The following is a 25596-nucleotide window of genomic DNA, read 5'->3' on the forward strand; positions in this document are numbered from 1 at the left end:
AAACCAACCCTTTATGTACTCTGTACTTGACAAAGATACGATAGAATTGGAAATAGTTCCTTACATACCTAAAACTCATCGAGGATTTGCCCCGACCGTTCCATTGGTTGAGATTGTTAACGCCATCCTCTACAAGCTCAAGACCGGTGTGCAGTGGCATCAAGTGCCTGTAAAAGCCCTTTTTGACAGTAAAGTGCTAAGTTGGCAATCGGTTTACTACCATTACCGGAAATGGTGCTTGTGCGGTTTTTGGAAAGACTGTTGGGTGAGCTTCCTCAACCGCCATAAATCAAAACTTGACCTTTCCAGTGTGGACCTGGATGGCAGTCACACCTCGGCCATCAGGGGCGGGGAACAAGTGGAATACCAAGGCCGTAAGAAGCGCAAAACCACCAATGCCCTATACCTTAGCGAAAGGCAGGGACTACCTTTAGCTATGTCTGAACCTGTTGCCGGCAATCATAACGACCTGTATAACATTGAGGTGCAGTTCGAAGTAGTCACTGGTACTCTGGAAGATGCTGACCTCCGTGTGGATGGGTTGTTCCTCAATGCTGATGCGGGCTTTGATTCCAAGGATTTCCGACAGGCTTGTGCCCAAAAGGAAATCAATGCCAATATCTGTTTCAACAGGCGTAACAGTGACAAGGACAGAGATGACTATTTTGACAAAGAACTTTATGACCAGCGATATGCCATCGAGCGAACCAATGCCTGGATGGACAGTTTCCGGTCATTACTAAACAGGTTTGACACCACCGTGGCAAGCTGGACAGGGTTTAACTATCTTGCTTTTATTGTGTTAGCTTTGAAAAAGTTCAAACCCATCAAAAAGAAAAAAGTTTAAACGAATTCACTATAAAAGCAGAAGCTTTAAAAAATTTGTAATGAATCTAAAGATATTTTTATAACAAAAAGTGTTCTCATTCTTTGATCCGGGTAAGCTGAAATTTTGGTCATTAACAACTTAATTTTTCTATAGAAAAACATACAAATTACTCTTTTTTGCTGTCACATGAGGGAACCCGTAATACGGGTTTTCTGATTATTCCAAAATTTGTTGTTATTGTAGCAGATTATTAGTAAACATCAGCTAAAAAATTATTTTATATAACTATTCCAGCAGGAAGAAGCGTAATATAATGGCAATAAACTTTAGGAAACGAAAGAAAATACTACCTGGTATTTATCTGAACTTTAGTAAAAATGGTATCAGTACTACGTTGGGTCCCAGGGGAGCCAATGTAAATCTTGGCAAAAACGGAGCCTATCTCAATACCGGGATACCCGGAACAGGAATCTATTCCCGACGAAAAATAGGAGGCACAAACGGGAGTAACCCCGGTATTACTGTTGGTGATGGTATCCCAAAAAACCATTATGTCACAAAGTCGTATAAGACAAAGACAACCACCATAGTACTTGCTTTATTGCTGGGAACCTTCGGAGCACATCATTTTTATCTTCGCCAGTACTGGAGAGGGGTGCTCTCGCTTTTATTTTTCTGGACACTCTTTCCTACATTCACCTCGTTTATTGACATCATCATCTTTGTGGCAATGCCCAAAACCAGGTTTGATCAAAAGTATAACGGTATCACTACAGCCCCTATCGTTAAGCATTGTTCCGGTTGTGGTACTCCTTTAACTTTTACAACAACTCCCAATTTTGGTGGTGGAAAACTTAAAGATGGCGGACAGGTCTGTCGTGATTGTTTTGGTAAAATAGCTAACATCGACAAAGGCTTCGGCATGCACTCCTCCCATAAATACGATACCAACCTGGTTCGGCAATTTTTGTCCGGAAAATCGGTATCCGCTTTATCTTTTGTGGCTTTGAATGCCATTTCAGGAAATACGTCTATCGCTAGCAGTCCGAGCCTGGATGAACTCAAAACGCATATTCAGGAAGCCAGGCAGGAAAGGCAGGAGCTGAAAAGAGAGATCATGCAACAACAATCCACAACAAAACAGTTAGAACAAAAGCTTAAAAGCAAACAAAGTGGTATCTCAAAATTTTTTATCAAGCCGGAAACTATAAAAAAACTACAAACAGAAGTTAAAGAAGGTAATGAATATCTCACGGATCTATACGGCCAGTACGAAGAAAGCCAGGCAGATATTAATATTGAAAGTGACAAGGAATTCCGGGAACAATATCAGGTAGTAAAAGAAACCTATATGGAACTGTCCAAAGCTGACAAAATCTGGGATATAGTTTCAGAAAGGGCAACTACCGAAACAAAATCAGCAGCAAAAACTTCCATAGACAGGAAAGAAGTCAGTTATACCTTGGACAATATCGATTTTATCCTCTGTGAGCATCCGGCATTTCACCTGGAAAATGCCGATGGAGACAATTTGTATATCTATCCTGCCTTTTTACTACAAGTTCATTATACGGGTGAAATTACGCTAATAGATTTACGCGAATTACGTTTTCGTTTTCACCGGCAACGTTTTCTCGAAGAAGAGTCGACCATTCCGTCTGATAGCCATATTATAGATTATACCTGGGCCAAAGTAAACAAAGACGGGAGTCCCGACAGGAGGTTTGTTGGTAATTATCAAATACCTGTGGTCGAATACGGGGCGTTTGAATTTTCGACAAACAGTGGGTTAAAAGAAGTGTACTATATCAGCAATATACAGTTGGCCGAAAAATTTGCTAACGAGTTCCGCGCATATCTTTCTTTGCTAAGTCCCATAAGGGGGTCCGATCTGGAAAACACAACCGATTTCAATGGAATGGGGCACTATGATTTTTCCTATTCGTACTATACCTTGTTGAAAGATTTTTCAGGTTCCCTGCTTTCACTCATTCAGAAACTTCAAACCGACGAAGTTATTTTGCAACGCATAGGTACAACACATTCACAAACCAAAATAAGAAAATTTATTGCCAATTGTGTTGTTTACGATATGATACAGGCGTCCAATATTCTGGCAGAGGGCAAACTGGCTACTCGGAGTTTGGAAGCAACAGGCCTGGTATTGGCAACGGGTCAATTATTGTCTGATAATGAAGGAGATATGTTGGGTCAGGAATTTAACATCATAGCATTAGCCCATCAAAAAGGACTTTATGAAAAAGTGGCTCGCGAGCTAGTAAACATGGCCACTACGGAGAATCCGATACGCATTGCTATCCGGGAAACAGAGGATGATAAAGTGACTTCATCCACCAAAATACAAAACAACCTGTGCTTCCCGTCTTTCCTTAAACTCACGGAAAACCAGTTGTTCGAAGAATATGCAACCGTTCTTTACCGCTATGCCATCATTATTTCCAAGGCCGATAATGTAGTGACCAAAAAGGAAGAAAAACTACTGAAGAATATCTATAAACTCACCCACAACCCCGTCGAGAAACAAAGTAAGGCTTTGCATATTACCAAAAGTAATGACAACGAAACCCTCGATGAAGTGCTTCAGGAACTCAACGATCTTATTGGCCTGCACGAGGTAAAGGCTGAAATTAATACCCTAATCAACTTTATCAAGGTACAGAAGGCTAGGGAGCGGTCCGGGTTACAATCCTCCTCCATTTCCTGCCACATTGTGTTTACCGGAAATCCGGGGACCGGAAAAACCACCGTAGCTCGTATCGTGGCACGGATATATAAACACCTTGGTATTTTAACAGGGGGACATCTGGTAGAGACCGACCGCTCCGGTCTGGTGGCCGGATACACGGGGCAAACCGCTGTAAAAGTAAATAATACTGTAAACTCGGCATTAAGCGGTATTCTGTTTATCGATGAAGCCTATGCTCTGGTAGGCGAAAACAAGGACGATTTTGGCAAAGAAGCTGTGGCCACCCTTATAAAACGTATGGAGGACGAACGCGATAAACTGGTGGTGGTCCTGGCAGGTTACCCCGGGGAGATGGCCAATTTTATAGAAACCAACCCCGGGTTTAAATCCAGGTTTAACCGTTATATCCATTTCCCCGATTATACTCCGGGCGAGCTCTACGATATTTTTATGAGCAAGTGTCAAAAACTGGACTATTATTTGACAGAAGAAGCCACAACCAAACTAAAAATGGTATTAGAAACTGCCTATGTTGCACGAGATAAATCTTTTGGCAATGGACGATTTGTTCGCAATGTTTTTGAAAAAACTTTAGAACAGCAAGCTAACAGAATTGCCAGGGAACCCAACTTAACCAAAGAGATATTGACAACAATAACAGATACAGATATTAGGGGATAATTTCTCTTATAAAACCAAGCAGAATTGTAGTCTTACTTAAAATTACTTTATGAAAAACATAGATCACGAGATTTCAGAACAATTAAAAAAACTGGATGAGATAATAAATCAACAAGAATTAGAATTATTAGGTCAATTTTCTTTAGGAGATAAGGAGGAAGAATTAAAAAGTTTATGTAAAAAACTAAATAATAAAAAGGGTATTTATATTTTTGAAATAAAAAGAGATAATTCATTGGGTTTTGATGAATGGATAACTGAATTTAAAAATAAATTTAGGGGTGGAAAGGATAAAAGGTATTTGCACCAATGGACTCCGAATATTGTTGAAAACAGACTTGAAAATATAAGAAAGAAAAACGAGGAATGGGTTCCGCTTTATGTAGGGAAAGCAAAGAACCTGGGAAAACGTTTAGAAACACATATTTTTTCGGAACTTGGCAGGCCTCCGTTTGCATTAAAACTAATAGGGAGGGGAAACTTGAATGAAGAACTTTTTCGGATCAAATATTTTAAAATAGATGTCATAAACTACGATCTTATAGCAGCTTATTTAGAAAAAACAATTAGAAAAAATATTTCTCCTCTTTCTGGAAAATTGTAAGTAGAAAAAGGCAGGGGCTTCGATACACCAACCTGCGGCTACCACTCAGCCACCTCCGTTTGTTTTTTTTCAATGTAATATGTACAAACTTTTACAGCCAAAGCAAAGGTGGCTGAGTGTTCCGGCTCCGCCGGAATGTATCGAAGCCCCGGCTTATCACACAACCTACTTAATCTTTCCCTTACAAAACCAAAGAAATCCATGTTTTTTTCTGCAAGATGTGGAAAACCGTAAAATTATTTGGTATATTTCTCTAAAATTAGGCATTTATTAAAAAAGGAGAGAAACTATCTCGACAATATGTATTAACCCATATATAATGATATATGCTAATAAATTGTATTAAATATAGTAAGTTGTGCGTATATGGGGTATTGTGTGTAATTTAGAAAAAAGAATGACATCAAACAAAATAGAATATATAGACAAGCTTTTTTTGTCTTATAATTATCAATTAGCAAGTCAATCGAATAATAAAGTTAGAGTTTATACTTTAAGATATGGAATGTACCATGCTGCTGAGTTTATATTATTTGATGAAGATTATGATATTTCCAAAATCAAAAAAGAGTATTCTGATTTAGGCTTTGCAACAGATGTTAAAATACTTTTAAATATTGAAGAAATAGAAGAATACTTGTTTGAAGGTTTTTTTATTAAGACTCCATTAGGAAATGAATTAAAAAATAGATATAAGCACTTTGTAAATAAACAACTTCAAAATTTACCTGAAGGAAGTACATATAAATATATAAATAGTTCATTTGATTTGCTACTTCAAGATGAATCAAAAAATATCATAGAAAACAAATCATATGATTTAGAGTTAGAAATAAATTTGATTGACAAAATAAATAGTTTATTAAGTAAGATTAATGGGGCTATTTTTATAATAATTGAAGCACCTGCAGGATTTGGTAAAACTTGTACTGCTAATGAAATACTTAATACTTTTTCCCCTAGCGAATGTAAGCAACTTCCTTTTTTTACTGAGCTTTCAAGAAATAGAGAAGCAAGAGTTTTTAAGCATATACTATTAAATGAAATTGATGAACAATTTCCCAACGGGATTAAGCAAAATATAGTTATTGAGCAAATTACTAAGGGAAGAATTCCTCTAATTATTGATGGCTTTGACGAATTAATTTCTAAAGACAGTAATAAGGAAGAGGTTGAAAGTATGCTTACGACTATTATTGAATTGTTAAAGGGTGATGCGAAAATTATTATTACATCAAGGAAAACTGCCATTTTTAATAGTGATGAATTCCTAAACTCAATTTATGATTCTAAAAATGAATTTTCACTTGCACGATTTGAAATAAAAGAACCCAAAATTGATAATTGGTTAAGCAATGAAAGAATCGAAATTATAAATAATGCTAATTTTCCAGTAATACAAATAGCAAACCCGGTGCTTTTATCGTATTTAAGAAACATTTCTTTAGATATTTTAAAAAGTTATGTATACAAAACTGATGAAGGAGCTTTAATAGATAAATATCTTGATTACTTACTAAAAAGGGAACAACAAAGGCAAAATTTAAAATTAAACAATGAAGACCAGTTAAGGATTTTTAGGAAATTAGTACGGTTTATGACTGAGTACAATATTACTGCTGAATCTAAAGAAACGATTAAAGATTTTATAAAGGACTATAATCAAAAGCTATTGCAGAGTAGTCTTCAACTTTATATACCTGAAGAAAAACCTTCAATAGAGGATTTAATAGAAACTCTATCAAACCATGTCTTCCTTGATAGAAAACCTAATGGGGATGTTGGAATTATAAATGATTTTATTTTTGGACATCTCGTGGGCGAAAATTTAATTCTTGAAAAATATCAAGAACATTATGAAGATTTTGAAAAAATAATCCCTCAAGATTTTGCAACTAAATCAATTGATTCATTTAAAATTCAAAGTATAGAAAAAAAAAATACTTTATGGTCAATTTATAATGATGAAAATTTTAATTACAGTATTGATTTTTATTTTTATTTAGATTATATTTTTTCGAGGCGACCAAATCGATTGTACAAAAATCTTTTTGTTTTTGATAGAGAATTAACAGAACTAATTTTTAGTGAGAATTGTAGATTCGAATCATCGGCCTTTTCTTCTGTTATATTTAATAGTTGTGTGTTTGATGTGAAAGTTTTTTTTGATACGTCCTTTCAAAATTGCTCATTTTATGATTGCTCAATTATTGACACTAATATTAACAAACCTTATAGTGATTTTGCATTATTTGCTTGTAACTCAAATGATGATTTTGTTACGAATGTTCTTAACCTCTTTGAAAGTCAAGATGATAATTCCGATGAAGAAATTTTAAAGCAAGCTCTTTCTGAAGAAACAGTTTTGAAACATTTTTTTCAAGTAGATGGAATAAAAACACGAGCGCGTAAATTTTCTCATATTAAAAAATTACTTAGTGATTATCCAGATAAAGAAATTAATAAAGTTATTGATTCTTTAAAAAGTAAAAACTACTTGAATTTTAAGGATGATGTTGGATTCATTACACGAGAGGCAATTTATCACTTAAAACACACTAACAATAAATGATTGCAGGTTTTCAAATGATAGAAAAGCAAATTCATCAAAAAATAGTTGATGAATTGGACAAAATTGGGTTGTTGTATAGGATTTTTGTTCGAACTAAAGATGAGAAATCTATATTTGAGAAAATTGAAAGAAAGCGAGGCGAAGGAAAACCATATCAAGAAAATGGTAAAAAGATTCAAGATATTATTGGTGTTAGAATAGTAACCTATTTCAAGGATGATATTGAGGTTGTAAAAGAAATTTTAAATCATAAATTTGAGTTCGTTGATGAAGAAATTGACGAACCTGAATTAACTGTTTTTAAACCTAAAAGAACCAATATAATTTGTCAATTTGATGAGGGACAAATCAAAATTTTCAACGAAGTCAATTCAACTTCTAGGAACACTCATTTCAATTTGATAGATAATACTTTCGAACTTCAGTTAAGAACTATGCTATCAGAAGGATGGCACGAAATAGATCATAGTTTACGGTATAAATGCAAAAATGATTGGTCAAAGCATAAGGAAAGCGAAAGACTTCTAAATGGAATATATGCTAGTTTAGAAACTAATGATATAGCTCTAAAAAATCTATTTAATGAATTATCATATCAACATTTTAAAAGTAAAAATTGGGAGGCATTATTAAGAAACAAATTTAGATTACAGTTTCAATTGTCCAGTTTAAATAGTGATTTAATTGACACTCTAAATAAGAATAACTATATTGGTAAACAAATTCTTAAAATTGATAGAACGACATTTTTACTAAAAATGTCCAATTTGGATTTGTCATTACCTATGAACTTCAACAACTTATTATATTTATTAAATGTCATTGAATTAAAAAATGAGAAGCTCTTAGAAGTTACGCCAGAATTAATAAGAACTACATATAGTTAATAAGTACTCATGGGGGGAGAATAATTTATGTAAAGAGAACCGATCATTGGTGAGTTGTGCCCGTTCAGGCTATTTTCTCTACCTATCCTGAAAATTAAAAAATCCTAAATTTGGAGTTTAATAAATTTGATGAATGGTAGTAGGGAAGGAGATTTGATTGTAGCCTTACCAATTTTAGAGAAGGCTACAAATTAGGTAAGGCACACCTTCATTTATTAATCTCTCTACCTTCTAACATCATCTTTCTTCAAATCCACATGAAAATCGAATAATTCTTTGGGTTGCACATCTAAACCATACAAAAGATTAAGGATAGTCTCCAAAGTAATATTCTCAGTACCCTTCTCTATTTTACTAATAAAACTGGCATCTAGATCACAGTTTGCAGCAATTTTTCGGAAACTTAAGTTTTTGGATTTTTTTATTTCTCCTAACTTTTGGGCGAACTTAACAATGAACTCTTTTTTCTTCTTATCATCTAGCATAACCGTGTATTTATGGCAAAATGCCTAAAGCTGTCTTGTACTGGTTGCAAATGAGCACCAGTTTAGAAGTGTTTAACCTCTTTCTGTCTCCATTGGTACATCAAAATCAAATAACTCTTTTGGATGTACATTTAAGCCTTTGGCAAGTTCCATAATGGAAGATAAAGTTATATTAACCCTGCCTTTTGCAAATTTGCTTATATCGCTTGCACTTAACTTGCTTCTCGTAGCAATATCTCTATAGCTATATCCTTTTATCTCACGTATTTTATCAATCTGCTGGCCAAATAAGTGTAAAAACTCTTCTTTTTGATATTCGGAATCCATAGTAATTTTTTCATTTACGGAACAATCTCTAAAGTTTTAAATAAAATATCGTGAGTGAATTCGCCTGCATAAAGATTTTTTTATTATATTTGGTGCAAATACATACATTTGCGATACTTCTAAAAGCAAAAAAATATTAGAAGCTATTCGCTTTGTGTCTCAAACAGAAAACTGGCACTTTTCATTGCAACGAGACTATAAGTGATAATAGCTCACGACCCGGGCGTGGGCTCACTTATCGTTGCACGGTATGCCAGTACCTCTGTTTGATAAGTCGAGTTCCACGCCTATTTTATTTCCGGTAACTCTTCTGCACTATAAGCAATGCTTTCTGTAAGATCTTTTTGGAGTTTTCGCCAAACAAGGCTTAACAGGGCGGTATGTCCTGTTATTTTGGGGTAGTACGAAAGGAAGAGGGACGCCTTTTCCTTTCTTTTACCGCTACGTCCGTATACCCGCTACCGCTACACAAATCACTAAAAAACAAAACGCCATGAATACCAACCCAAAGAAACTATTGCACCACCTCAAAGAGGACGTCACAGACCACATACCAGCCTTAAGACCACACCCGGAGTTTAAAGACAAGTTGCAGTTACCATATTTCTATATGGACAGCTTTACGGACTATATAGAATCGGTCGGTGCATTGATAGGGCTGTGTGATACCCTACTGGATTCGGGAGAGGAACGATGTAAGTTGCAGATACATAAGGTATTGATGCTTATCGGAAAGCTGCTCTGCGTTGGCGAAGATGCTCCCTGATACCCGGCCTGTTCAGAAAACCCCAAACCTGGAAACACGCTTACACTACATGATATACCCGCTACCTCCGTATACTTTTTTGTTAACCTTTTAAAACGAAAATTATGGCTTTACCCATACGAGACATTACGCAAAAGCTGGTACAACTCCTAGAGGTGCAGTACATCTACCAAACAGATATAGAGGAGGGGAGTTTGCTTATCATCCTGCTGCGGGGCCGTTGCTCTGCACTTACTACAGAACTGGCTACCACCGTAGGCCGTATCTTCCAGGAGGAAACCGCCTACCGTTACCGCATTTTTGATATGGACTATGCCGAGGAGCAGCTAAAAGATAAAAACCTGTTTTTTATACACGGCTGCCTGCCGCATAAACTGGTTTATAAGGCTACGGAAGATGCCCCCGGGCTGTTGCCCTATACGGTAGACGAGGTGGTAAAAAACCATCTAAAGGTCCGCTATACCAACGAAACGGTAAAAGCCCGTGCTTTCCTGGAAGGGGCACAGTATTACAAGCGAGACCAGTACCGCCCGCACGCCGCCCTGATGCTGCACCAGTATGTAGAGATCAGCCTGCGTTTTGCCACGCTCTTTATCATGGGCAAGGAACGCAAAAGCCATAGCATAAAAGAACTACAAAACAACCTGAGGCCCTACGCCCCCAAACTGGGCCGTATTTTTAATACGGAAACCGAAGAAGAGGCCCTGCTGCTGAAACTACTGGACGAAGCCTACATAGCCAGCCGCTACCGCAACGACTACCATATTACGGACCACCAGCTTACCCATATCCACCAACAGGCAGAGCAGATAGAAACCCTGCTGAAAAAACGGTACAACTACCGTTTGAAGGGGCTGAAATCCCCGCAACAGGCCACACGGTACAACGGTGTAGCAGAATACCCTTTGGAGGAAGATACACTCTTGCAGGAACTTATAGCACAGCTAGAGCAATACATAACCCCCTATGCCATCTATGTGATGGGCAAGCGAAAAGAGGTGCACACACAGCAGGTATTTATGCAACCCGCACACTACGCTCCCGTGGAGCTAACGGCCTACACTTTGCTGATACTCGTAGAGGATCATTGGACGCCCTCCATGTATACCTTGCTGGAAGAAGCAGGAGAGGGCCTGTCGCAACCCTGCTGTGTATATCCTATAGTGTATGATGTCGGAAAAGCATGGGATAAGGTAGACCGCGGGCATAACTTCCTGTCCCGTACCATTATGGGCACACCGCTGGCGTATTACAAGGGAGAGAATCCTGAAAACTTTCATTTCAGCCCGGCAAGGCACCCCAAAATGTGGAAACAGATATACAAAAAGTGGAAAAGCCATTGGCGCCATGCCACCTATATACATAGCACTATAGAACAGGATGAATACCCGGAAGATGCCGCCGCAAGGGTGGCCGTACTCGGCTATGCCCTAGAACAGGTATGCCTGGGACTATTGTTTGTATTCTGGGAGTTTAAGCCCAGGCATTACGCGCTGGATTACCTGCTGCACCTGTGCAGCCACTTTACGGAACTCCCGGACCGCTTTTTCCCGAAAACCTCCTACCGGGAGCATTACCTGTTTCACCTGCTGTGCTACGGTCACCGCATCATACGCTCCCGGACAAACGCCGGTATCAGTAGGAAAGACGTGGAGAAAGCCTATGGTGTGGTTGACGGCTTTATGAGCAACGCCAGGGAAATAGCCGAACAGGAACTGGAACGTTTAAAAAAACTGCATTACGTACGCGAAGAACCTGTAGAAATGCCGGAACTACCGGGGTACACCCCGTTAAATATAATATCAGGGGAGTAGGAGTAGAACTAATAATAATAAAAACCAATACATATGGAACAGAAAACCAGGTTATTTAACCTCCTGCGGGAGAAAGCATATAAGCATTTCGAAACCTTAAAATACAATACGGAAACAGACAATTTTGAAATGAAAATAGAAGTATCCGGCTATACCGAACATATGTTGCTCATAGCCGACCTTCTTAACTTATGCATTATTGCTACGGAGAAAGAAGCTACTTCCGGCGAACTTTTGGAGGTAGATATGAAGAACAGCATTAACAATATTTTACGGCTGGCCATGCGGATGTTGCCTGTTCCGGAAAGCCAGTTTTTAAACGAAGCACATTGTATGTTAATTTATAGGAATGAGAAGACGAAGTAACAGGGAGAAGACGAAGATAAAGATTAGTGGTGTCGACTTCAACAGATCATAATAACCATACCAAAAACCTCAGGGCTACCAATTGGCTGCGGCTGCCTGTCACCTGTTTTTTGCTAGGCATTATAGCCGGGGCCTTGATAATGACCGTCCTGGCCATTATCTTCATATTTTAATCTTTCCGCATCAAAGCCCTGCCACCCGACCTCCCGCTAAACCGGGAGGTTTTTGTTATAAGGTAATACTGGACTATGAATGATATCTTTTACATCCCTTTCATATTACCGAGCCTTCGCTTAGGCTTTTTGTAGTTGTTTTGGATTTTTAGCCCCTTTTCAAGGTACTAGAACTTCACGGAGGTGGTAGAGTGGCGGCCTTCAGGCCGCTGTATCGAAACCCCCGGCTTATCACCCCAGGTACTTTAACAAAGACATGGAGATATCCGAAGCTTTTAATTGCCGGATAGCGTGATTTTTTATCTGCCGTACCCGTTCTCTCGTCAGGTTCATCCGGTTGCCGATTTCCTCTAACCGCTCGGGTGCCTTTCCCTGGAGTCCGTAAAACTGTACCATAACTTCCCTTTCCCTTGCGGAGAGTGTTTTGAGTAAGTTACCGATATCCGATCGCAGCGATGCGTCCATCAGGCCTCCGTCAGGATCGGGAGAATCCGGGGATATTATAACGGCATATAAGTTACCGCTATCATTTTCTCCTTCGTCGAAAGGAGAATCCAGGGAGAGGCTTCTTCCGGAGTTTTCCAGGCAGGTTTCAATTTCGGAAACGGAAATTTCCAGGAATTCGGATATTTCTTCGGAAGAAGGTTTCCGTTCAAAAGCCTGTTCCAGGAATACGGTAGCCTGGTTGATCTTGCCGATAACCCCTATCTTATTTAACGGGAGCCTTACAATTCGCGCATTCTCGTTAATGGCCTGTATCATGCCCTGTCGGATCCACCAAACTGCGTAGGAAATGAATTTGAATCCCCGGGTTTCGTCAAATCGCATGGCGGCTTTAATGAGCCCCAGGTTTCCCTCGTTAATGAGGTCGGAAAGCGGTAATCCCTGGAATTGATACTGTTTGGCCACCGAAACCACAAATCTCAAGTTCGACCGGACCAGGGTATTTAGGGCCTGCTGGTCCCCTTGCCTTACTTTTATGGCCAGTTCCACTTCCTGTTCACTGGTTATCAATGCTATTTTGCCAATATCTTGCAGGTACTTGTCCAGCGTAGAATCCTTTCTGTTCGTGATCTGGCGGGATATTTTTAATTGTCTCATAGATGTCTTCTCGAAATAGGTAAAATATTATTACCGGTTATCATTCGGAGTTTTTCAGGGGGCCACTACTGCTTTCAGGTGTTCCGGGCGTTTAGCATTGCAGGTAATGGTCTTTAAAATACTTTTCTTCTTAAGAGGTAGTGTTGCTTTTAAGTGGCGATAGAAAAGGTTTCTAAATGAATTTTTTATATCCTTTAAAGGTACTCCTTAAATTCCGTATAAACCTGTTTATTTCCAAATTACCTTAAAAACATTTTGATTTAAGCAAAGAATGGTCTTAGACAGTCTCTTAATGTATTTACCTATTTCAGGTGCGGATACACAGAAGTTTAACCTGTATCCGTGGCAAACAGGTTTAATTTCCGGATGTCTCATACATAGTATTTTAGAGGCTTAAAATGTAACATTTCCGGCTATTTTTGGACTAATGCAGCAAACACCGGCCAAAAATGAAAAAAGCTGTCTGGATTATATTGGGTATATTATCTGTTCTCATAGGGTTGTATCCCGCTCTTTATTTTATGAATGATAACCATTTCGGATTGTTGGGGTCAAAGGCAGAGGAACTTTTGAGTTCCGGGTTGTATAACCTCGGTTTCTATGGCCATATTGCTTTTGGCGGACTGGCTCTCCTTGTGGGATGGCTACAATTTGGTGCGAAATGGAGACAAAGAAATATAGGATTGCACAGGAAAATAGGGAAGGTCTATGTGCTTTCGGTACTGATCAGTGGTCTATGCGGATTTTTTATCGGTTTTTATGCTACGGGAGGTATTATCCCGGCATCCGGGTTTATTTCGCTGAGCGTGGTCTGGTTAACCACTACAGTGTTGGGCTTTGATGCGGCGAGGAAAAGACAGATAGATAGGCACGGAAAGTTTATGATATATAGTTACGCATGCTGTTTTGCGGCGGTAACGCTGAGAGTATGGCTGCCGTTATTGGAAATACTGTTGGGCAATTTCGTGGATGCTTACCGTATTGTAGCCTGGCTCGCCTGGGTACCGAACCTTATCGTGGCTTATTTTATGGTGAAGAGTAAAAGTACCGTAAAGAATGATCTCAGGTGGAAGGAAAGATGAAAATGTGGGGTTTTTGAGAGAGATTAGGGAACTGTCTAAGTTTTATCGAACTAAAAATAAACTTTCTTCCGTTGCATATCTCGTGGGCTTTCCCCGAGGATTATGTATTAGAACTCCGGGACCTGTTTTTTATAATTTTTCCCGGGATAATTACAGGAACCTGCTTAAATTGCCTGTACTTAAACCCTGTGTTTTATGATGGAAATAAAAAAGGCAGAATCTGACAGGGATTATAATACCGGGGCGGAATTGTTTAAAGAATACGCCGCTTCCATTGGTATAGACCTGGAGTTTCAGAATTTTGCCGGAGAAGTGGAAGACCTTCGAAGCCAATATTCTGCTCCGGAAGGCGCTCTTTTGATCGTATTCGGTGCGGGAGGTGCCGCCCTGGGATGCGTGGCCATCCGGAAACTGGAAGATAACATATGCGAACTTAAACGAATGTACCTGAAGCCCGAAACCAGAGGACAAGGATTGGGTCTCGAATTAATGAACACAGCCCTGCGGACGGGGAGAAAATTAGGATATGAAAAGATGCGCCTGGACACCCTGGCAGGTATGAAAGCGGGCATAGCACTCTACAGGAAGGCGGGATTCTACGAAATAGCACCCTATCGTTATAACCCGATGGAAGGAGCTGTGTATATGGAAATCCTGCTAGGGTAGTTATTCTGCATTATAGGTGCCGTAGCTTCCCGGGAGAAGCTACGGCCATTCATATCACACTATAAATTTTGGAGAAAGTTCATATACTCCAGCGTGCTTTCTTCTATTCTTTCCGGTGTACCGTTGTGTTCTGTGCCGTAAAAAGCGAAGAGCGGACGGTAATCTGCACGGATATAGGCAAAAGTGAGCTCGAGCGGGGCGGTAAGTTGTGCCAGGGTATATTTGTACCTTCCCGAAGACTTATAATCTTCCTCGTTAATACCGGCAGATATAGCCAGGGCCATCTTTTTACCGGCCAGCTTGTACGGACTGCCCTTGCCGTAGGCCCATCCGTGGGAAAGCACATCGTCCTGCCACTGTTTGAAAAGGGGAGGGGAACTGAACCAGTAAAAGGGAAACTGGAATACAATGGTGTCAAATTTTTCCAATAACCGCTGTTCGCTTTCCACGTCGATCTTCCCGTCCGGGTAGCGGGCATAGAGATCATGTAGGGTATAGGTGTCCGGGTATTTTTCCAGTTCGTTTTTCCAGCGTTTGTTAACTGCAGAACTTTCCGGATCGGGGTGAATGATTATAACCAGTGTTTTCATGTTGTTTACTTTCGGTTTTTAAATTATACTTTTAGTTCCATAATAAGAGACAGAATACCTGCATGTCAAACCAGGTTTTCTACGGCAGTAAAATTACAAATTGAACTATGTATTACGTATATTAGCAACCTATTGTGTGGTACGAACAAAAATGTAAGTATGGGTAAAATAAAGAAGACTTCCACGAATTACGAGAATAGGCAGATACTGGATACGGAATGTGAAGAGGTCTACGCTGCCAATCTCATAAGCGGACGATGGACCATAGCCATATGCTGTTACCTGGCCGGGGGAAAACTGCGTTTCAGTGAGTTGCGCAGGCGAATGCCGAATATTACGGAACGCATGCTCACCCTGCATTTGCGGAAAATGGAAGACAACTGCCTGGTAAAACGAACGGTATATGCCGAAGTGCCGCCACGGGTAGAGTACGAGCTTACGCAGATCGGGGAACAATTGGTACCCATATTGGACATGCTGAAAAAATGGGGGGCTAAGCACAAAGAAACGGTAAAATAAGCCCCTCCGGACTGCAAGTCCGGAGACTAAAGGACAATGAAATTGCCATAGTTATGGAGTGTTCACTAAATAACCTAATTGAGCTATACATTTAATTTCTCTACAATACTTTGTGCAACCCTGCCTATGCCGGCCAGGCAGGTCTGTGCCTGCTTTGTGAATCTCTGTGATAACATAAGACCCGTGACAGGGAAAACCACAAAGGACTCAAAGTTTTTCACAAAGCCCACAAAGTCAGGTTCTTTTGAAACACCTATTCATTTTATACGTATACAAATATTTAACTATTTGTTTATGAGGTTAATACATATAGTATCTATGTGTATAACTCAATAACCTAATAACCCATTAACTTAACAACCTGATACCAACCCATTCTGGAAATAAGCACCTTCTGATGCTTTGATCTCTTGTCCCTGATTTCTTATTCCTGCACTCCTTAGGTTCTAATAGTTTGTACTGTAATAGTCAAAATACTTACAGTTGGTTTTTACTTCGTCATAAAAAGAGGTATGGCTATATCCTTTGAGTAATTGAAAATAACTGCGGTATCCGGATGTTTTTATTTCCATTCGTCGTGTCTGCCTAGCTTTGTAATCCAGGTTCTTCAGGTTGTTCAGTTCCGGATCGTTTTGTGTACTGTAAAAGATACCCTGCTCACATTTGGAAGCGGCAAAGAGAATTCTGGCTTTGAGTTCGTCATCAACAGCTTTATCAAGCGCCAACTTTAGGTAAGTGAGAGGGCGGTCAAAGTTGTCTTTAAACCAGGGGTTCCATTCATAGCTTTTGAAATATAAGATGTATTTGGGTGTCTTTTCCTTAAAGTGCCCGTTCCAGTCGGGATAATTATGAAACCTGGAGTTGTTGGCGTTGGAATCGCTGAACGTTAGCATATTGCGGTAATAACCTAAAAGCGATGTGTTGAAAAAGAAATTTCCCAGCAGGTAGTTTGCCTTTGCCGCTTTCTCATCATTTTTCTCTCCTTCTTTTTTCAGCCGGATAAGTATTTCCGCAAGCTGCTTTTTATTCATGGAAGGAGGAATAAAGGTAAAATCATCCGCATAATCGGTCTGCATCACCTGGTCTTCCGGGCATTCGAAGCACTCGATGCGGTTATAACCAAATATGCTGCGCGGAATGTTGGAAAAGTTTTTATAGGAAGTATTGTCCCCGTTTGCTGTTTTTTTGAATTCCGACAGGGCTTTTTCCGGTTCTCCCTGCCACAGGTATACATTACCTTTCATGTTGGCAGCATAACTGTCCAGGTCAAACCCTACTTTCTGTATGTATTTCTTGGCCTGGTAATCGTATTCCACCGGGGGAATATTGTTAACGAGCATCTGTTCAAATGCATTTTTGTTCTGCTTGTGATAGAGTTTTTCTATCGAAGAGAGGATCTCAGTATCCGGGTTATATTCCAGGGCGGTAATGGGGTTTTGAAGTAAAAATGCTTTGGCGTAGTCTTTCTGTAAAAAATAACGGTTGGCCAGCACATCGGTTATAAAACCGCGTGTACCGTAGGAATCGGGTGAATAGTAGGCGTTAACCGGTGTTTTCGTATCCAGTATATCCCCGTATTTTTTCATTAAAGTTTCTTCGAAACTTTCCGTGATCTCCGGTTCTTGCGTTATAGCGATCAGCATGGCCAACTTGTCTTTCTGACCGAGGAGTTTTACGTTTTTGGTCCTGACTTTTTCCAGGTGACTCCCGGCTGCCTGGTAATCTCCCCGGATAAAGTACAGCCACGCAGTGGTCAGTTGCCAGAATTCCTGTTCGCGGACTTTGTTGTTTTGAGACTGCTGTAATGCACTTTCAAGGGCTTCTTTCAGAAAAGGTTCGGCGCTACTATCTATACTCAGGGGAAGACGGTGATCTTTTAGTCCTTCCATGCAATCCGGATTATTGTATGCGCAGTAATAATGCGTGGGGAAAAAGTTCCTTTCGAGCTGGTTAACCGTTCTGGCCATGAGCACTTTGGCTTGCGGGGCATTCGGATCGTTTTGTATGATCTTGTTAAAAGAAGACAGCGGATTGTTAAAATCGCGGTACCCGAGAAGCATGTACAGATCGTTTTTCTCCGTCGTATTTTTAGCTTCGGACAACAGTACCTCAAAGTCCAGCTCGTTGGTTACCCGCATGGAAGTGTAAGCCTGTTCCTTGCGGTTTTTGGTGTGGGTGAAGAACCGGAAGAAATCGTAATGCGCCTGCATGTAGTTTCCCAGCCCTCTTTCTGCACCTCCTTTCTGGTCCAGGGCGTAATAATACATGATCGGTTTGTAATCCAGGCTTTCCACATGAGTGTGAAAATAATCTATGGCTTCCCGGTATTTCTGATAATAATGGGCAAAACGGACCAGCTGGTAGCCGTAACGGAGTTTGAGGTCCTTATCGGTTTCCGCCTGCCAGCTTTTTTCCAGGACATTTATCACCTTGTCATAATCCAGTTCCTCTACGGTGTGCTCCGGGGCATTGCCCCAGTAATACCTGCGGTCTCCTTTAACGGCCATATAGGGTTCCAGGTATTTGGCGTAGGCCAGGTACAATAGTGCCTGTTTGTGTTTTTTTATAAAGTTCTTATCGATGAAGCCCAGCTTTTTGTCGGCTGTCGTATTTTCCTGTGCCAATGCCCGGAGATCTTCTCTTTTAGATTGAAATACCAGGTAAAGGGCCTGTTCGTAAGTTATACCGAGGTACTTCTGCCAGTCTTCGATATTTTCGTTGTATTTCGCACCGTCCGTTTTGTCCGGGGTGTAAAAGCTACTGTCGTATGTGAGCAAAAAAGCCTGGTATTGAGGTTCCTCTATATTTTCCTGTGCGAAGAGATTATAGTACGTATAATCTTCCCCGAAGTCGCCTGCACAATAGGAAACGGTATTGTTGCCGGGAGTATGTGCCGGTAGGGCATGGACGAAGGAGGCCAGTAAGAATGCAGCAGATAATACTATTTGTTTCATATGTTCTATAATCTTATTAAAAACCAAAAAACTCTCCGTCCTGCAAAGCGGTCCACTGAAGAGGGGAGCCCTGAAAGGACCAAAAAGCAAATGTAGTCATGAACTAAACGAGTCCAACCCACAGTTTGTATCCGAAGCTAAAAGTACTTCATAAACGGCAAACGGGAAATACTGAGATTCCGGTATTTTTTATCGCAGGTCTTCTATGGTAAATCTGGGCAGGAAAAGGCTGTCCAGGTGATAATAGACATAGCTGTAAGGCCTGTTGACCTTTCCGTTGAGAAAATTTTTAGCTTCCTGCAGCAATTCGGGAGATATATACTCTACACGAACCCGGAATCCCCGGTTGAGATAGATACCCCGCAAAAAAGTATCTTCCCGTACTTCATAGGAGTGTTCGCCGGTCTTTTGGTAGGTTTCTTCCGGGAGTTCCTCTTCCGTGACACCATTGATGAGTTTTGCCTTGCCCAGGTGGTTGGTTACCACGGCCCAGGAATAGAGGGGAAGGGCTATGTCGAAATCCAGGGGATAATCTCCGATGTTCCCGAGATAATCTTTTAGCAGGACGAGATCAAGAATAGAATTCCTGCCGTCATTTTCAACCGGACTGGATGTAGCATAGGCCATAAGGTATACCTTGTCTGCCGGGGGCACCCCGGTTTCGTCCCGGTATTTTACCTGGTGGAGCCGGAGGGTGCAGCTAACCTTTTTACCGGAGATGTTTTGCAGCGTTGTCAGAAAACGGAAAAAACGGTCCCTGGTGCTGGCCGTCCAGTCACAGTCTATTTGTATTTCTTCGGGATCACCCAATGGATTATCCGACATTATTTTCCGGATCAGGGCAAGGACGTCTTTTGCCAGTTTATCGGTATCTGTGGCCGATATGTGGGTGAAAGTACGGTTAGTTATAAAGACTACGGGAATATAGTCCGCATGCAGTGCTTTTGCATCAAAAGAGCGGATGGCTGCCTGGGGTTGGGGTGTTCCCTTCTGTATATCCACATCAAAAAGCCGAAGGTATAACCGGGTGGCTCCGAGTTGCTCGAAAAACTGCTTTTCCGTTTCCCCGATATGGGTTTTGCTTTTCCAGTAATAAAACTGGACCGGATGAACCGTTTTTTCCTGGCACGACTGAAGGAAGAAGATACCGATAAGAGCTAATAGGGGAACAAGACGCATGTCAACACTTTGTGAATATTTGGCTCAATAATACGAAAAAGTACGATACGGAAGAGATTCTTTTGCGGAAGAATATAGATTTGTTTTACTCACTAAGTGAGATTTAAATGCTCCGATGCCTGCCGGTAGGCAGGCTTGTGTCGAAAAGTAATCTATGGTTTCCGCCTCATGCCTCGCGCCCCGATCCCGATAATTCGGGATTATCGGGCTTGCCCCGAGGTAGTTGACTTATAAATAACCAAAAATATTATACAATATGATCCCGCATATATAAGCGCCGTATGTTCCTACGGCATATCCCAGTACGGCGAGAAGCACACCAACGGGTGCGAGGTACGGGCTGAAGGAAGCTGCAACAATGGGCGCCGAAGCTGCCCCGCCTATATTAGCCTGGCTCCCCACGGCAATAAAAAAGAAGGGGGCCTTTATGATGCGGGCAACGATGAGCATGACCAGTATATGAACCAGTATCCACAGGATACCTATAAGAAAGAATTTCGGATTGTCGAGCAGGGCGCCGAGATCCATGTGCATTCCTATGGTTGCAACGAGGATATACAGGAATACACTTCCTGCTTTGGAGGCGCCGTAAGTTTCTACCTTTCCTGCCTTTGTAAAGGATAAAGCAAGCCCGAAGGTAGTGGCCAGAACTATAAGCCAGAAAAAACTGCTGGTAAGAGAGTATTTTTCGAACTGCGGATAATTGTCCTGGAAAAAGGGAGCGATAGTATCGGCCAGAAAATGTGAGAGACCGGTAATTCCAAAACCTATGGCTATTAAAACCATCAGCCTGTTGGCAGTGACCGGGAGCCACTGGCCTGCCTGCTGCTTTTCCAGCCGGCTCTGGAGTTCGTATATGGGCATGCTGTCTGCTTTCAGCCATTTGTCGATAACCTGCGGACGCTGGGACCAGTACAAGAGAAATCCCATCCATAAATTGGCTACAAGAACATCTACTGCGATCATTTGTGCAAACAGGCCCGGACTGGCACCGAATACCTCGTACATGGCGGTCTGGTTAGCTCCTCCGCCAATCCAGCTGCCTGCAATGGTAGTGAGCCCCCGCCATACTTCTTCACCGCCTGGGTGCAATACATCCGGAAAAACGGAGCCCACGACATAAAGTGCTATGGGAGCCCCCAGGATAATGCCTGCCGTACCGGCAAGAAACATGATTATGGCCTTGCTTCCCAGTTTTCTGAGCTCCCGGAAATTTATACTGATGGTCAGCAAAACGAGGCTGGCGGGCAGAAGATAGCGGGAAGCTACGAAATACAGGCTCGATTTTTCACCGTCTATGATATGGAAAGTGTTGAGCAGAGCCGGAATAAAATAACACAGGAGTACCGAAGGGACAATCCTGTAAAAACGTTTCAGGTGGCGATTTTCACTGGATGACGTAGCAAAAATAACTCCCAGTGTAATGGTGAGTATTCCGAATACTACGGCGTCGTTGGTTATCCATGTAGTTGGTGTTTCACTCATTGGAGGCAGGATTAAAATTCAGATTACGCAATAGGACGGAAACAAGGTGGGCCTTCTCTTTTTCCCCGGCTTTTAAATAAGTTTTTGCCAGTTTTTCAAGGGTTTTCTCATCCCATTCGGCATTCTTGTTTTTTGTTTGCCAGTTTGTTATGGTTTCGGCAGTCAGGTCACATATTTCCTTTTGCAAGAGGTCGTGGGCCTTAACTTTGGGAAGCCGGAGAGGTTTTCCTTTTACATATGCATCTACAGCGGTCCGTATATCTTTCATATAGGCAGACGCAAAAGTATTGTTGAGTATAATTACCAGGCTCCCGGTTTTTGTAAACCTTTTGATGTAAGAGAGGTTCCCTGCCCAACTCCCGGTATGGTACACAATTTTTCCGAGACTGTCATCCTGCCGGATATGCCACCCGAAACCGTAATCGGACGTTTCTGCGGAAGGGGGATAGGCGCGAAAGATTATTTCTTTGCTTTCGGTATTCAGAACCTTATCGGTGTACAGTATGCTGTCCCAACGAATGAGATCGTCCACGCTGGAGGAAAGCCGTCCGGGGCCAAGCCTGCCACTGAGAAAACGATAATAGTATTTCCCGGGGAGGGTTTCCGGCCGGACGTAGGTACATGTGGCGGGATCGATCCGATAAGCAGGGGCATAATTTTCCATAGACCAGATGCTGTCGCGTTCGTAAAAACCGCTGTTTACCATACCCGCCTTGTCAAAAATATTTTCCCGCAGGAATACATCCAGGGTTTTGCCACTTACGGTATGAACTATTTCTGCCAGAAGTACAAACCCGGAATTGGAATAGTGGTACTTTTCGCCGGGCTTGCTCATTAAGGCGGGTTTTTTCTCCTTAAAATATGCGAGTATATCTGCATTATAAGCAATCCGGGTAGTGTCCCATTCCTTACGGAAGTAATCCTCGTAATCCGGCAGTCCGGAAGTATGGGTCAGTAAATTTTTGACCGTGATATCTCTATAAGGAAAATCCGCTCCGAGATAGGTATATGCCGGAAGGTCTGCATGGAGTTTTCCCTGTTGTTGAAGGATCTGAATGGCAGCGGCCGTAAATTGTTTGGAAACAGATGCTATTTCCATAGCCGTATGAGTGGTGAACGGCGTATTTTTTTCCATATTGGCATTGCCATATGCTTTTTTGAAAATGAGTACCCCGTCTTTTTTTACGGCTACGGCTCCATGGAACATTTTCTTCTCGTGCAGTGTACGAAAGAAGTTGTCCAGTGCCGTATCGTTAGTGATTTTTTGTTCTTGCTTCCCCGGAGCACATGCCACAAAAGAGAGAAGCAGCAAGACAGTTGTTCCGAAAAGGCTACGTAGTTTATTGTTCATCGGCTTTGATTTTATTCCATTCCGGTTTTACCAGTCCCGATCCGGACAGGCCACTGGGTTTAATGATTCCGTTTTCTACGGTATGCGCGGTAAAGGGATCGTTTTTTACCCCGAGATTTCCATCCAGGTCAATCCAGTCGGCCAGGGCTCCTAATTGCGATGCCGCGGCTATAGCGCAGGAGGTTTCGGACATACATCCGAGCATGACCTTCAGCCCTGTTTTTCTGGCGGTAACAGCCATTTTAAAAGCTTCCCGGAGCCCGGTGGATTTCATAAGTTTTATATTGATGGCATGGAAGTAATTGCCTGCCGTTATGACATCCGGAAATCTTTGAATGCTTTCGTCCCCGACCAGTGGCAGGGGAGAGCGGGCTACCAGCCATTCCATATCCCCCGGGGAAGTTTTGGGCATGGGCTGTTCTATGAAGATTACATTCCGGTCTTTCAGCCATTCTATTTTTTCCAGGGCTTCTTCCTTTTTTCTCCATCCCTGGTTGGCATCTATATATAACGGTTTATCGGTTTCTTCGCGGACGGTATCTATAATTTCCCTGTCGTTCTCTCCGCCGAGCTTTACTTTCAGAAATTTGAAGTCACGCGCTTCTCTTACCCTTTTACGGATAATATCGGTAGTGTCTATTCCTATGGTTTTGCTTGTAGCCAGTGCCTTTTCCGGTAGCCCGAAATACGAATGCAGGGGCAGGTGGAGCAGCTTGCCGATAAGATCGTGCAGAGCAATGTCCAGAGAAGCCTTAACCGCAGGATTCCCAGGTGCGATACGGTCTACATAATCCAGTATTTCTTCCGTATTAAAAGGGTCTTTAAATGGAGTAAGGTCTACGCGGGACAGAAAATCGGTTGCTGTGGTTATACTTTCTCCGTACAAGGGTGGCATGGAAGCTTCCCCGAAACCGTCTACGCCATCGAAGCGGAGGCGTACCAGGACAACGGGAGTACTTGTCCTGGCGCCCCCGGCTATCCGGAAGACGTGCTTTTTGTATAAAGTATAGGGTTTATAGTCTAATGAAATCATTAATAGCCGGGATTTTGAGGTGCTATATCGGGGTTGGCGTTGAGTTCGTTCAAAGGTATGGGGAGGATAAACTTATCGTTGGGATAAGAAGCTTCTATACTATTTTCACTTTGAATGATCCTCACATCTTTTTTGTTGCGGTTCAGGTCAAACAGGCGATGACCTTCAAATGCCAGTTCTTTTCTTCTTTCCAGGATAATACGATCTACCAGGGCATCCCCGCTTTCGTTTACGGCGGTGACGCCGGGGGCAGCCCTGTCCAGAATTTTCATAAGGTCTGCACGTGCCTCGGTGTCTTTCCCGGTTTTGGCGTAGGCTTCGGCCCGTATCAGGAATTGTTCCGCAAGGCGTAGGATACGGATATTATCGTCCCGGGATGTTCCCCGGGGGAATTTGTAGACGAAAAGAGCCTCTTCTTCCGCTCCTGTTTTGGCACCTTCCTTAATAGTTTCTAACCGGACATCATTACTGTCATATAGATGGAAAAGATCGGGGGTTACCAGGGCATCTGCATAGCCCCCGGGATCGAAATAATGTCCCAGCCCGTTGGTTCCGGCGTTATCTGCAATCGTATTAACGATCTCGAAAATAGATTCGGAATTGAATTCTTCGGCCCATATATCGGCATAGTTTGTATTGCTGATCAGGCTGTAATCGCCGTCGCCTATAACTTCAGTACTGTATTTTATGGCATTGGCATAATCGTCCTGGTACAGGTATGCCCTGGCGGCAAGTGCCTTAACGGCATAGGAGGTAAACCGACCGTTCTTTCTGAGAGCGGTTATTTTCTCCATGGCGACAGCAAGATCAAGGTTCACCTGGTCATATACCTCCTTTACCGTATGCCGTGCCGGAGATATTTCATTGTCTTCGGAACGACTGATGACGGGAACACCCGGATGATCGGCATTGGCGGTATAATTATAAGGTTGAGCAAAAAGGCGTACAAGGTCAAAATGAGCCAGTGCCCTTAATGCATGGGCCTCTCCCACGAGCTGATCTATCTGTTCCCGTTGCTCTGCCGAAACGGTCTCCAGTTTTTCCCCGCCGTCGATAGCTTTGGAAGCATTGACTATAACTTCATATAGTTTATTCCACAGCCCATCGGCAAAAGTATCTTCTTTACTTACCACAAAGCCGTCATAATCCAGGTACCTCCCGGTATTCCGGGTACTCAGGGCCAGGTTGTCGGCCATGAGTTCCGGGATGACGTACATGCTTCGCCCGTAATAATCGGAACTTTGTAATTTGCTGTATACCCCGTTGATCGCGGTTTGCAGGGTATTGACATCGGTTATCGCTTTTTCCGCAGAAACGTTTTGTTCCGGATCTATGTCGAGAAAATCACTGCTGCAGGAAACCAGGACGGTAAAAAAGAGCAGTGAAGCTACGGTATGTTTTATATTTCGAATCATTTGCTTGATA

21 protein-coding genes are annotated in these 25596 nt (G+C 41.8%); 11 read left to right on the forward strand and 10 right to left on the reverse strand.

Annotated elements, in window-relative coordinates; genetic code table 11:
- Positions 1 to 13: 13 nt before the first annotated feature.
- The 5 genes from ACVBDU_RS01820 (at position 14) to ACVBDU_RS01840 (ending at position 8280) form a co-directional block, all read left to right on the forward strand.
- Positions 14 to 847 carry an IS5 family transposase gene (locus ACVBDU_RS01820; RefSeq protein WP_447177729.1) on the forward strand — a complete coding sequence of 278 codons (834 nt, stop codon included), beginning with the start codon at positions 14 to 16 and terminating at the stop codon, positions 845 to 847.
- A 295-nt stretch (positions 848 to 1142) separates the two neighbouring features.
- Positions 1143 to 4217, forward strand: a complete 3075-nt coding sequence (locus tag ACVBDU_RS01825; protein ID WP_447178076.1) for a DUF4236 domain-containing protein — start codon at positions 1143 to 1145, stop codon at positions 4215 to 4217.
- Between the two features lie 49 nt (positions 4218 to 4266).
- Positions 4267 to 4821: a GIY-YIG nuclease family protein gene (locus tag ACVBDU_RS01830; RefSeq protein WP_447178077.1), complete on the forward strand. Its 555-nt coding sequence runs from the start codon at positions 4267 to 4269 to the stop codon at positions 4819 to 4821.
- Positions 4822 to 5218: 397 nt separating this feature from the next.
- Positions 5219 to 7393 (forward strand): NACHT domain-containing protein, encoded by a 2175-nt coding sequence (locus ACVBDU_RS01835; RefSeq protein ID WP_447178078.1) that lies wholly within the window; start codon positions 5219 to 5221, stop codon positions 7391 to 7393.
- On the forward strand, positions 7390 to 8280 hold the full coding sequence (locus ACVBDU_RS01840; RefSeq protein ID WP_447178079.1) for a RelA/SpoT-related domain-containing protein: 891 nt from the start codon (positions 7390 to 7392) through the stop codon (positions 8278 to 8280). Before ACVBDU_RS01835 ends, ACVBDU_RS01840 begins: the two co-directional genes overlap by 4 nt.
- Before the next feature lie 224 nt (positions 8281 to 8504).
- Here the strand turns inward: ACVBDU_RS01840 and ACVBDU_RS01845 are convergent, their stop codons facing one another.
- Together ACVBDU_RS01845 and ACVBDU_RS01850 are read right to left on the reverse strand one after the other, a co-directional pair.
- Positions 8505 to 8765: a helix-turn-helix domain-containing protein gene (locus ACVBDU_RS01845; protein WP_447178080.1), complete on the reverse strand. Its 261-nt coding sequence runs from the start codon at positions 8763 to 8765 to the stop codon at positions 8505 to 8507.
- A 72-nt stretch (positions 8766 to 8837) separates the two neighbouring features.
- Positions 8838 to 9092, reverse strand: coding sequence for a helix-turn-helix domain-containing protein (locus tag ACVBDU_RS01850; protein ID WP_447178081.1), 255 nt, complete (start codon positions 9090 to 9092; stop codon positions 8838 to 8840).
- 493 nt (positions 9093 to 9585) lie between these two features.
- Here ACVBDU_RS01850 and ACVBDU_RS01855 point away from each other — a divergent pair, with 493 nt between their 5' ends.
- From ACVBDU_RS01855 to ACVBDU_RS01865, 3 genes are all read left to right on the forward strand, one after another.
- Entirely contained in the window at positions 9586 to 9858 is a 273-nt protein-coding gene (locus tag ACVBDU_RS01855; RefSeq protein ID WP_447178082.1) for a hypothetical protein, read from the forward strand.
- A gap of 104 nt (positions 9859 to 9962) precedes the next feature.
- Positions 9963 to 11672 carry a HEPN domain-containing protein gene (locus ACVBDU_RS01860; RefSeq protein ID WP_447178083.1) on the forward strand — a complete coding sequence of 570 codons (1710 nt, stop codon included), beginning with the start codon at positions 9963 to 9965 and terminating at the stop codon, positions 11670 to 11672.
- Positions 11673 to 11705: 33 nt separating this feature from the next.
- On the forward strand, positions 11706 to 12038 hold the full coding sequence (locus ACVBDU_RS01865) for a hypothetical protein (protein WP_447178084.1): 333 nt from the start codon (positions 11706 to 11708) through the stop codon (positions 12036 to 12038).
- Positions 12039 to 12442: 404 nt separating this feature from the next.
- On the opposite strand, the gene ACVBDU_RS01870 is transcribed toward ACVBDU_RS01865, so the two are convergent.
- Positions 12443 to 13312 (reverse strand): sigma-70 family RNA polymerase sigma factor, encoded by an 870-nt coding sequence (locus tag ACVBDU_RS01870; RefSeq protein ID WP_447178085.1) that lies wholly within the window; start codon positions 13310 to 13312, stop codon positions 12443 to 12445.
- A gap of 449 nt (positions 13313 to 13761) precedes the next feature.
- Between ACVBDU_RS01870 and ACVBDU_RS01875 the strand changes: the two genes are divergently transcribed.
- Both ACVBDU_RS01875 and ACVBDU_RS01880 read left to right on the forward strand, forming a co-directional pair.
- Positions 13762 to 14394, forward strand: coding sequence for a DUF2306 domain-containing protein (locus ACVBDU_RS01875; RefSeq protein ID WP_447178086.1), 633 nt, complete (start codon positions 13762 to 13764; stop codon positions 14392 to 14394).
- A 195-nt stretch (positions 14395 to 14589) separates the two neighbouring features.
- A complete protein-coding gene (locus tag ACVBDU_RS01880) occupies positions 14590 to 15060 on the forward strand; it encodes a GNAT family N-acetyltransferase (protein WP_447178087.1) in 471 nt (156 codons plus the stop codon).
- Positions 15061 to 15119: 59 nt separating this feature from the next.
- On the opposite strand, the gene ACVBDU_RS01885 is transcribed toward ACVBDU_RS01880, so the two are convergent.
- Entirely contained in the window at positions 15120 to 15650 is a 531-nt protein-coding gene (locus ACVBDU_RS01885; RefSeq protein ID WP_447178088.1) for an NAD(P)H-dependent oxidoreductase, read from the reverse strand.
- Between the two features lie 159 nt (positions 15651 to 15809).
- Between ACVBDU_RS01885 and ACVBDU_RS01890 the strand changes: the two genes are divergently transcribed.
- Positions 15810 to 16169 (forward strand): winged helix-turn-helix transcriptional regulator, encoded by a 360-nt coding sequence (locus ACVBDU_RS01890; RefSeq protein ID WP_447178089.1) that lies wholly within the window; start codon positions 15810 to 15812, stop codon positions 16167 to 16169.
- Positions 16170 to 16615: 446 nt separating this feature from the next.
- Here the strand turns inward: ACVBDU_RS01890 and ACVBDU_RS01895 are convergent, their stop codons facing one another.
- The 6 genes from ACVBDU_RS01895 to ACVBDU_RS01920 all read right to left on the reverse strand — a co-directional run bounded on the left by ACVBDU_RS01895 (position 16616) and on the right by ACVBDU_RS01920 (position 25586).
- Positions 16616 to 19123 (reverse strand): hypothetical protein, encoded by a 2508-nt coding sequence (locus ACVBDU_RS01895; protein ID WP_447178090.1) that lies wholly within the window; start codon positions 19121 to 19123, stop codon positions 16616 to 16618.
- A gap of 189 nt (positions 19124 to 19312) precedes the next feature.
- The gene (locus ACVBDU_RS01900; protein ID WP_447178091.1) at positions 19313 to 20302 is read right to left on the reverse strand and encodes a hypothetical protein; all 990 of its coding nucleotides are present in this window, start codon (positions 20300 to 20302) and stop codon (positions 19313 to 19315) included.
- Between the two features lie 228 nt (positions 20303 to 20530).
- Positions 20531 to 21787, reverse strand: a complete 1257-nt coding sequence (locus tag ACVBDU_RS01905) for a DUF819 family protein (RefSeq protein WP_447178092.1) — start codon at positions 21785 to 21787, stop codon at positions 20531 to 20533.
- The gene (locus ACVBDU_RS01910; RefSeq protein ID WP_447178093.1) at positions 21780 to 23138 is read right to left on the reverse strand and encodes a serine hydrolase domain-containing protein; all 1359 of its coding nucleotides are present in this window, start codon (positions 23136 to 23138) and stop codon (positions 21780 to 21782) included. Before ACVBDU_RS01910 ends, ACVBDU_RS01905 begins: the two co-directional genes overlap by 8 nt.
- Positions 23128 to 24171 (reverse strand): dipeptide epimerase, encoded by a 1044-nt coding sequence (locus ACVBDU_RS01915; protein WP_447178094.1) that lies wholly within the window; start codon positions 24169 to 24171, stop codon positions 23128 to 23130. Before ACVBDU_RS01915 ends, ACVBDU_RS01910 begins: the two co-directional genes overlap by 11 nt.
- Positions 24171 to 25586, reverse strand: a complete 1416-nt coding sequence (locus ACVBDU_RS01920; protein WP_447178095.1) for a RagB/SusD family nutrient uptake outer membrane protein — start codon at positions 25584 to 25586, stop codon at positions 24171 to 24173. Before ACVBDU_RS01920 ends, ACVBDU_RS01915 begins: the two co-directional genes overlap by 1 nt.
- Positions 25587 to 25596 lie beyond the last annotated feature (10 nt).

It is taken from the genome of Sinomicrobium endophyticum (genome assembly GCF_052983315.1).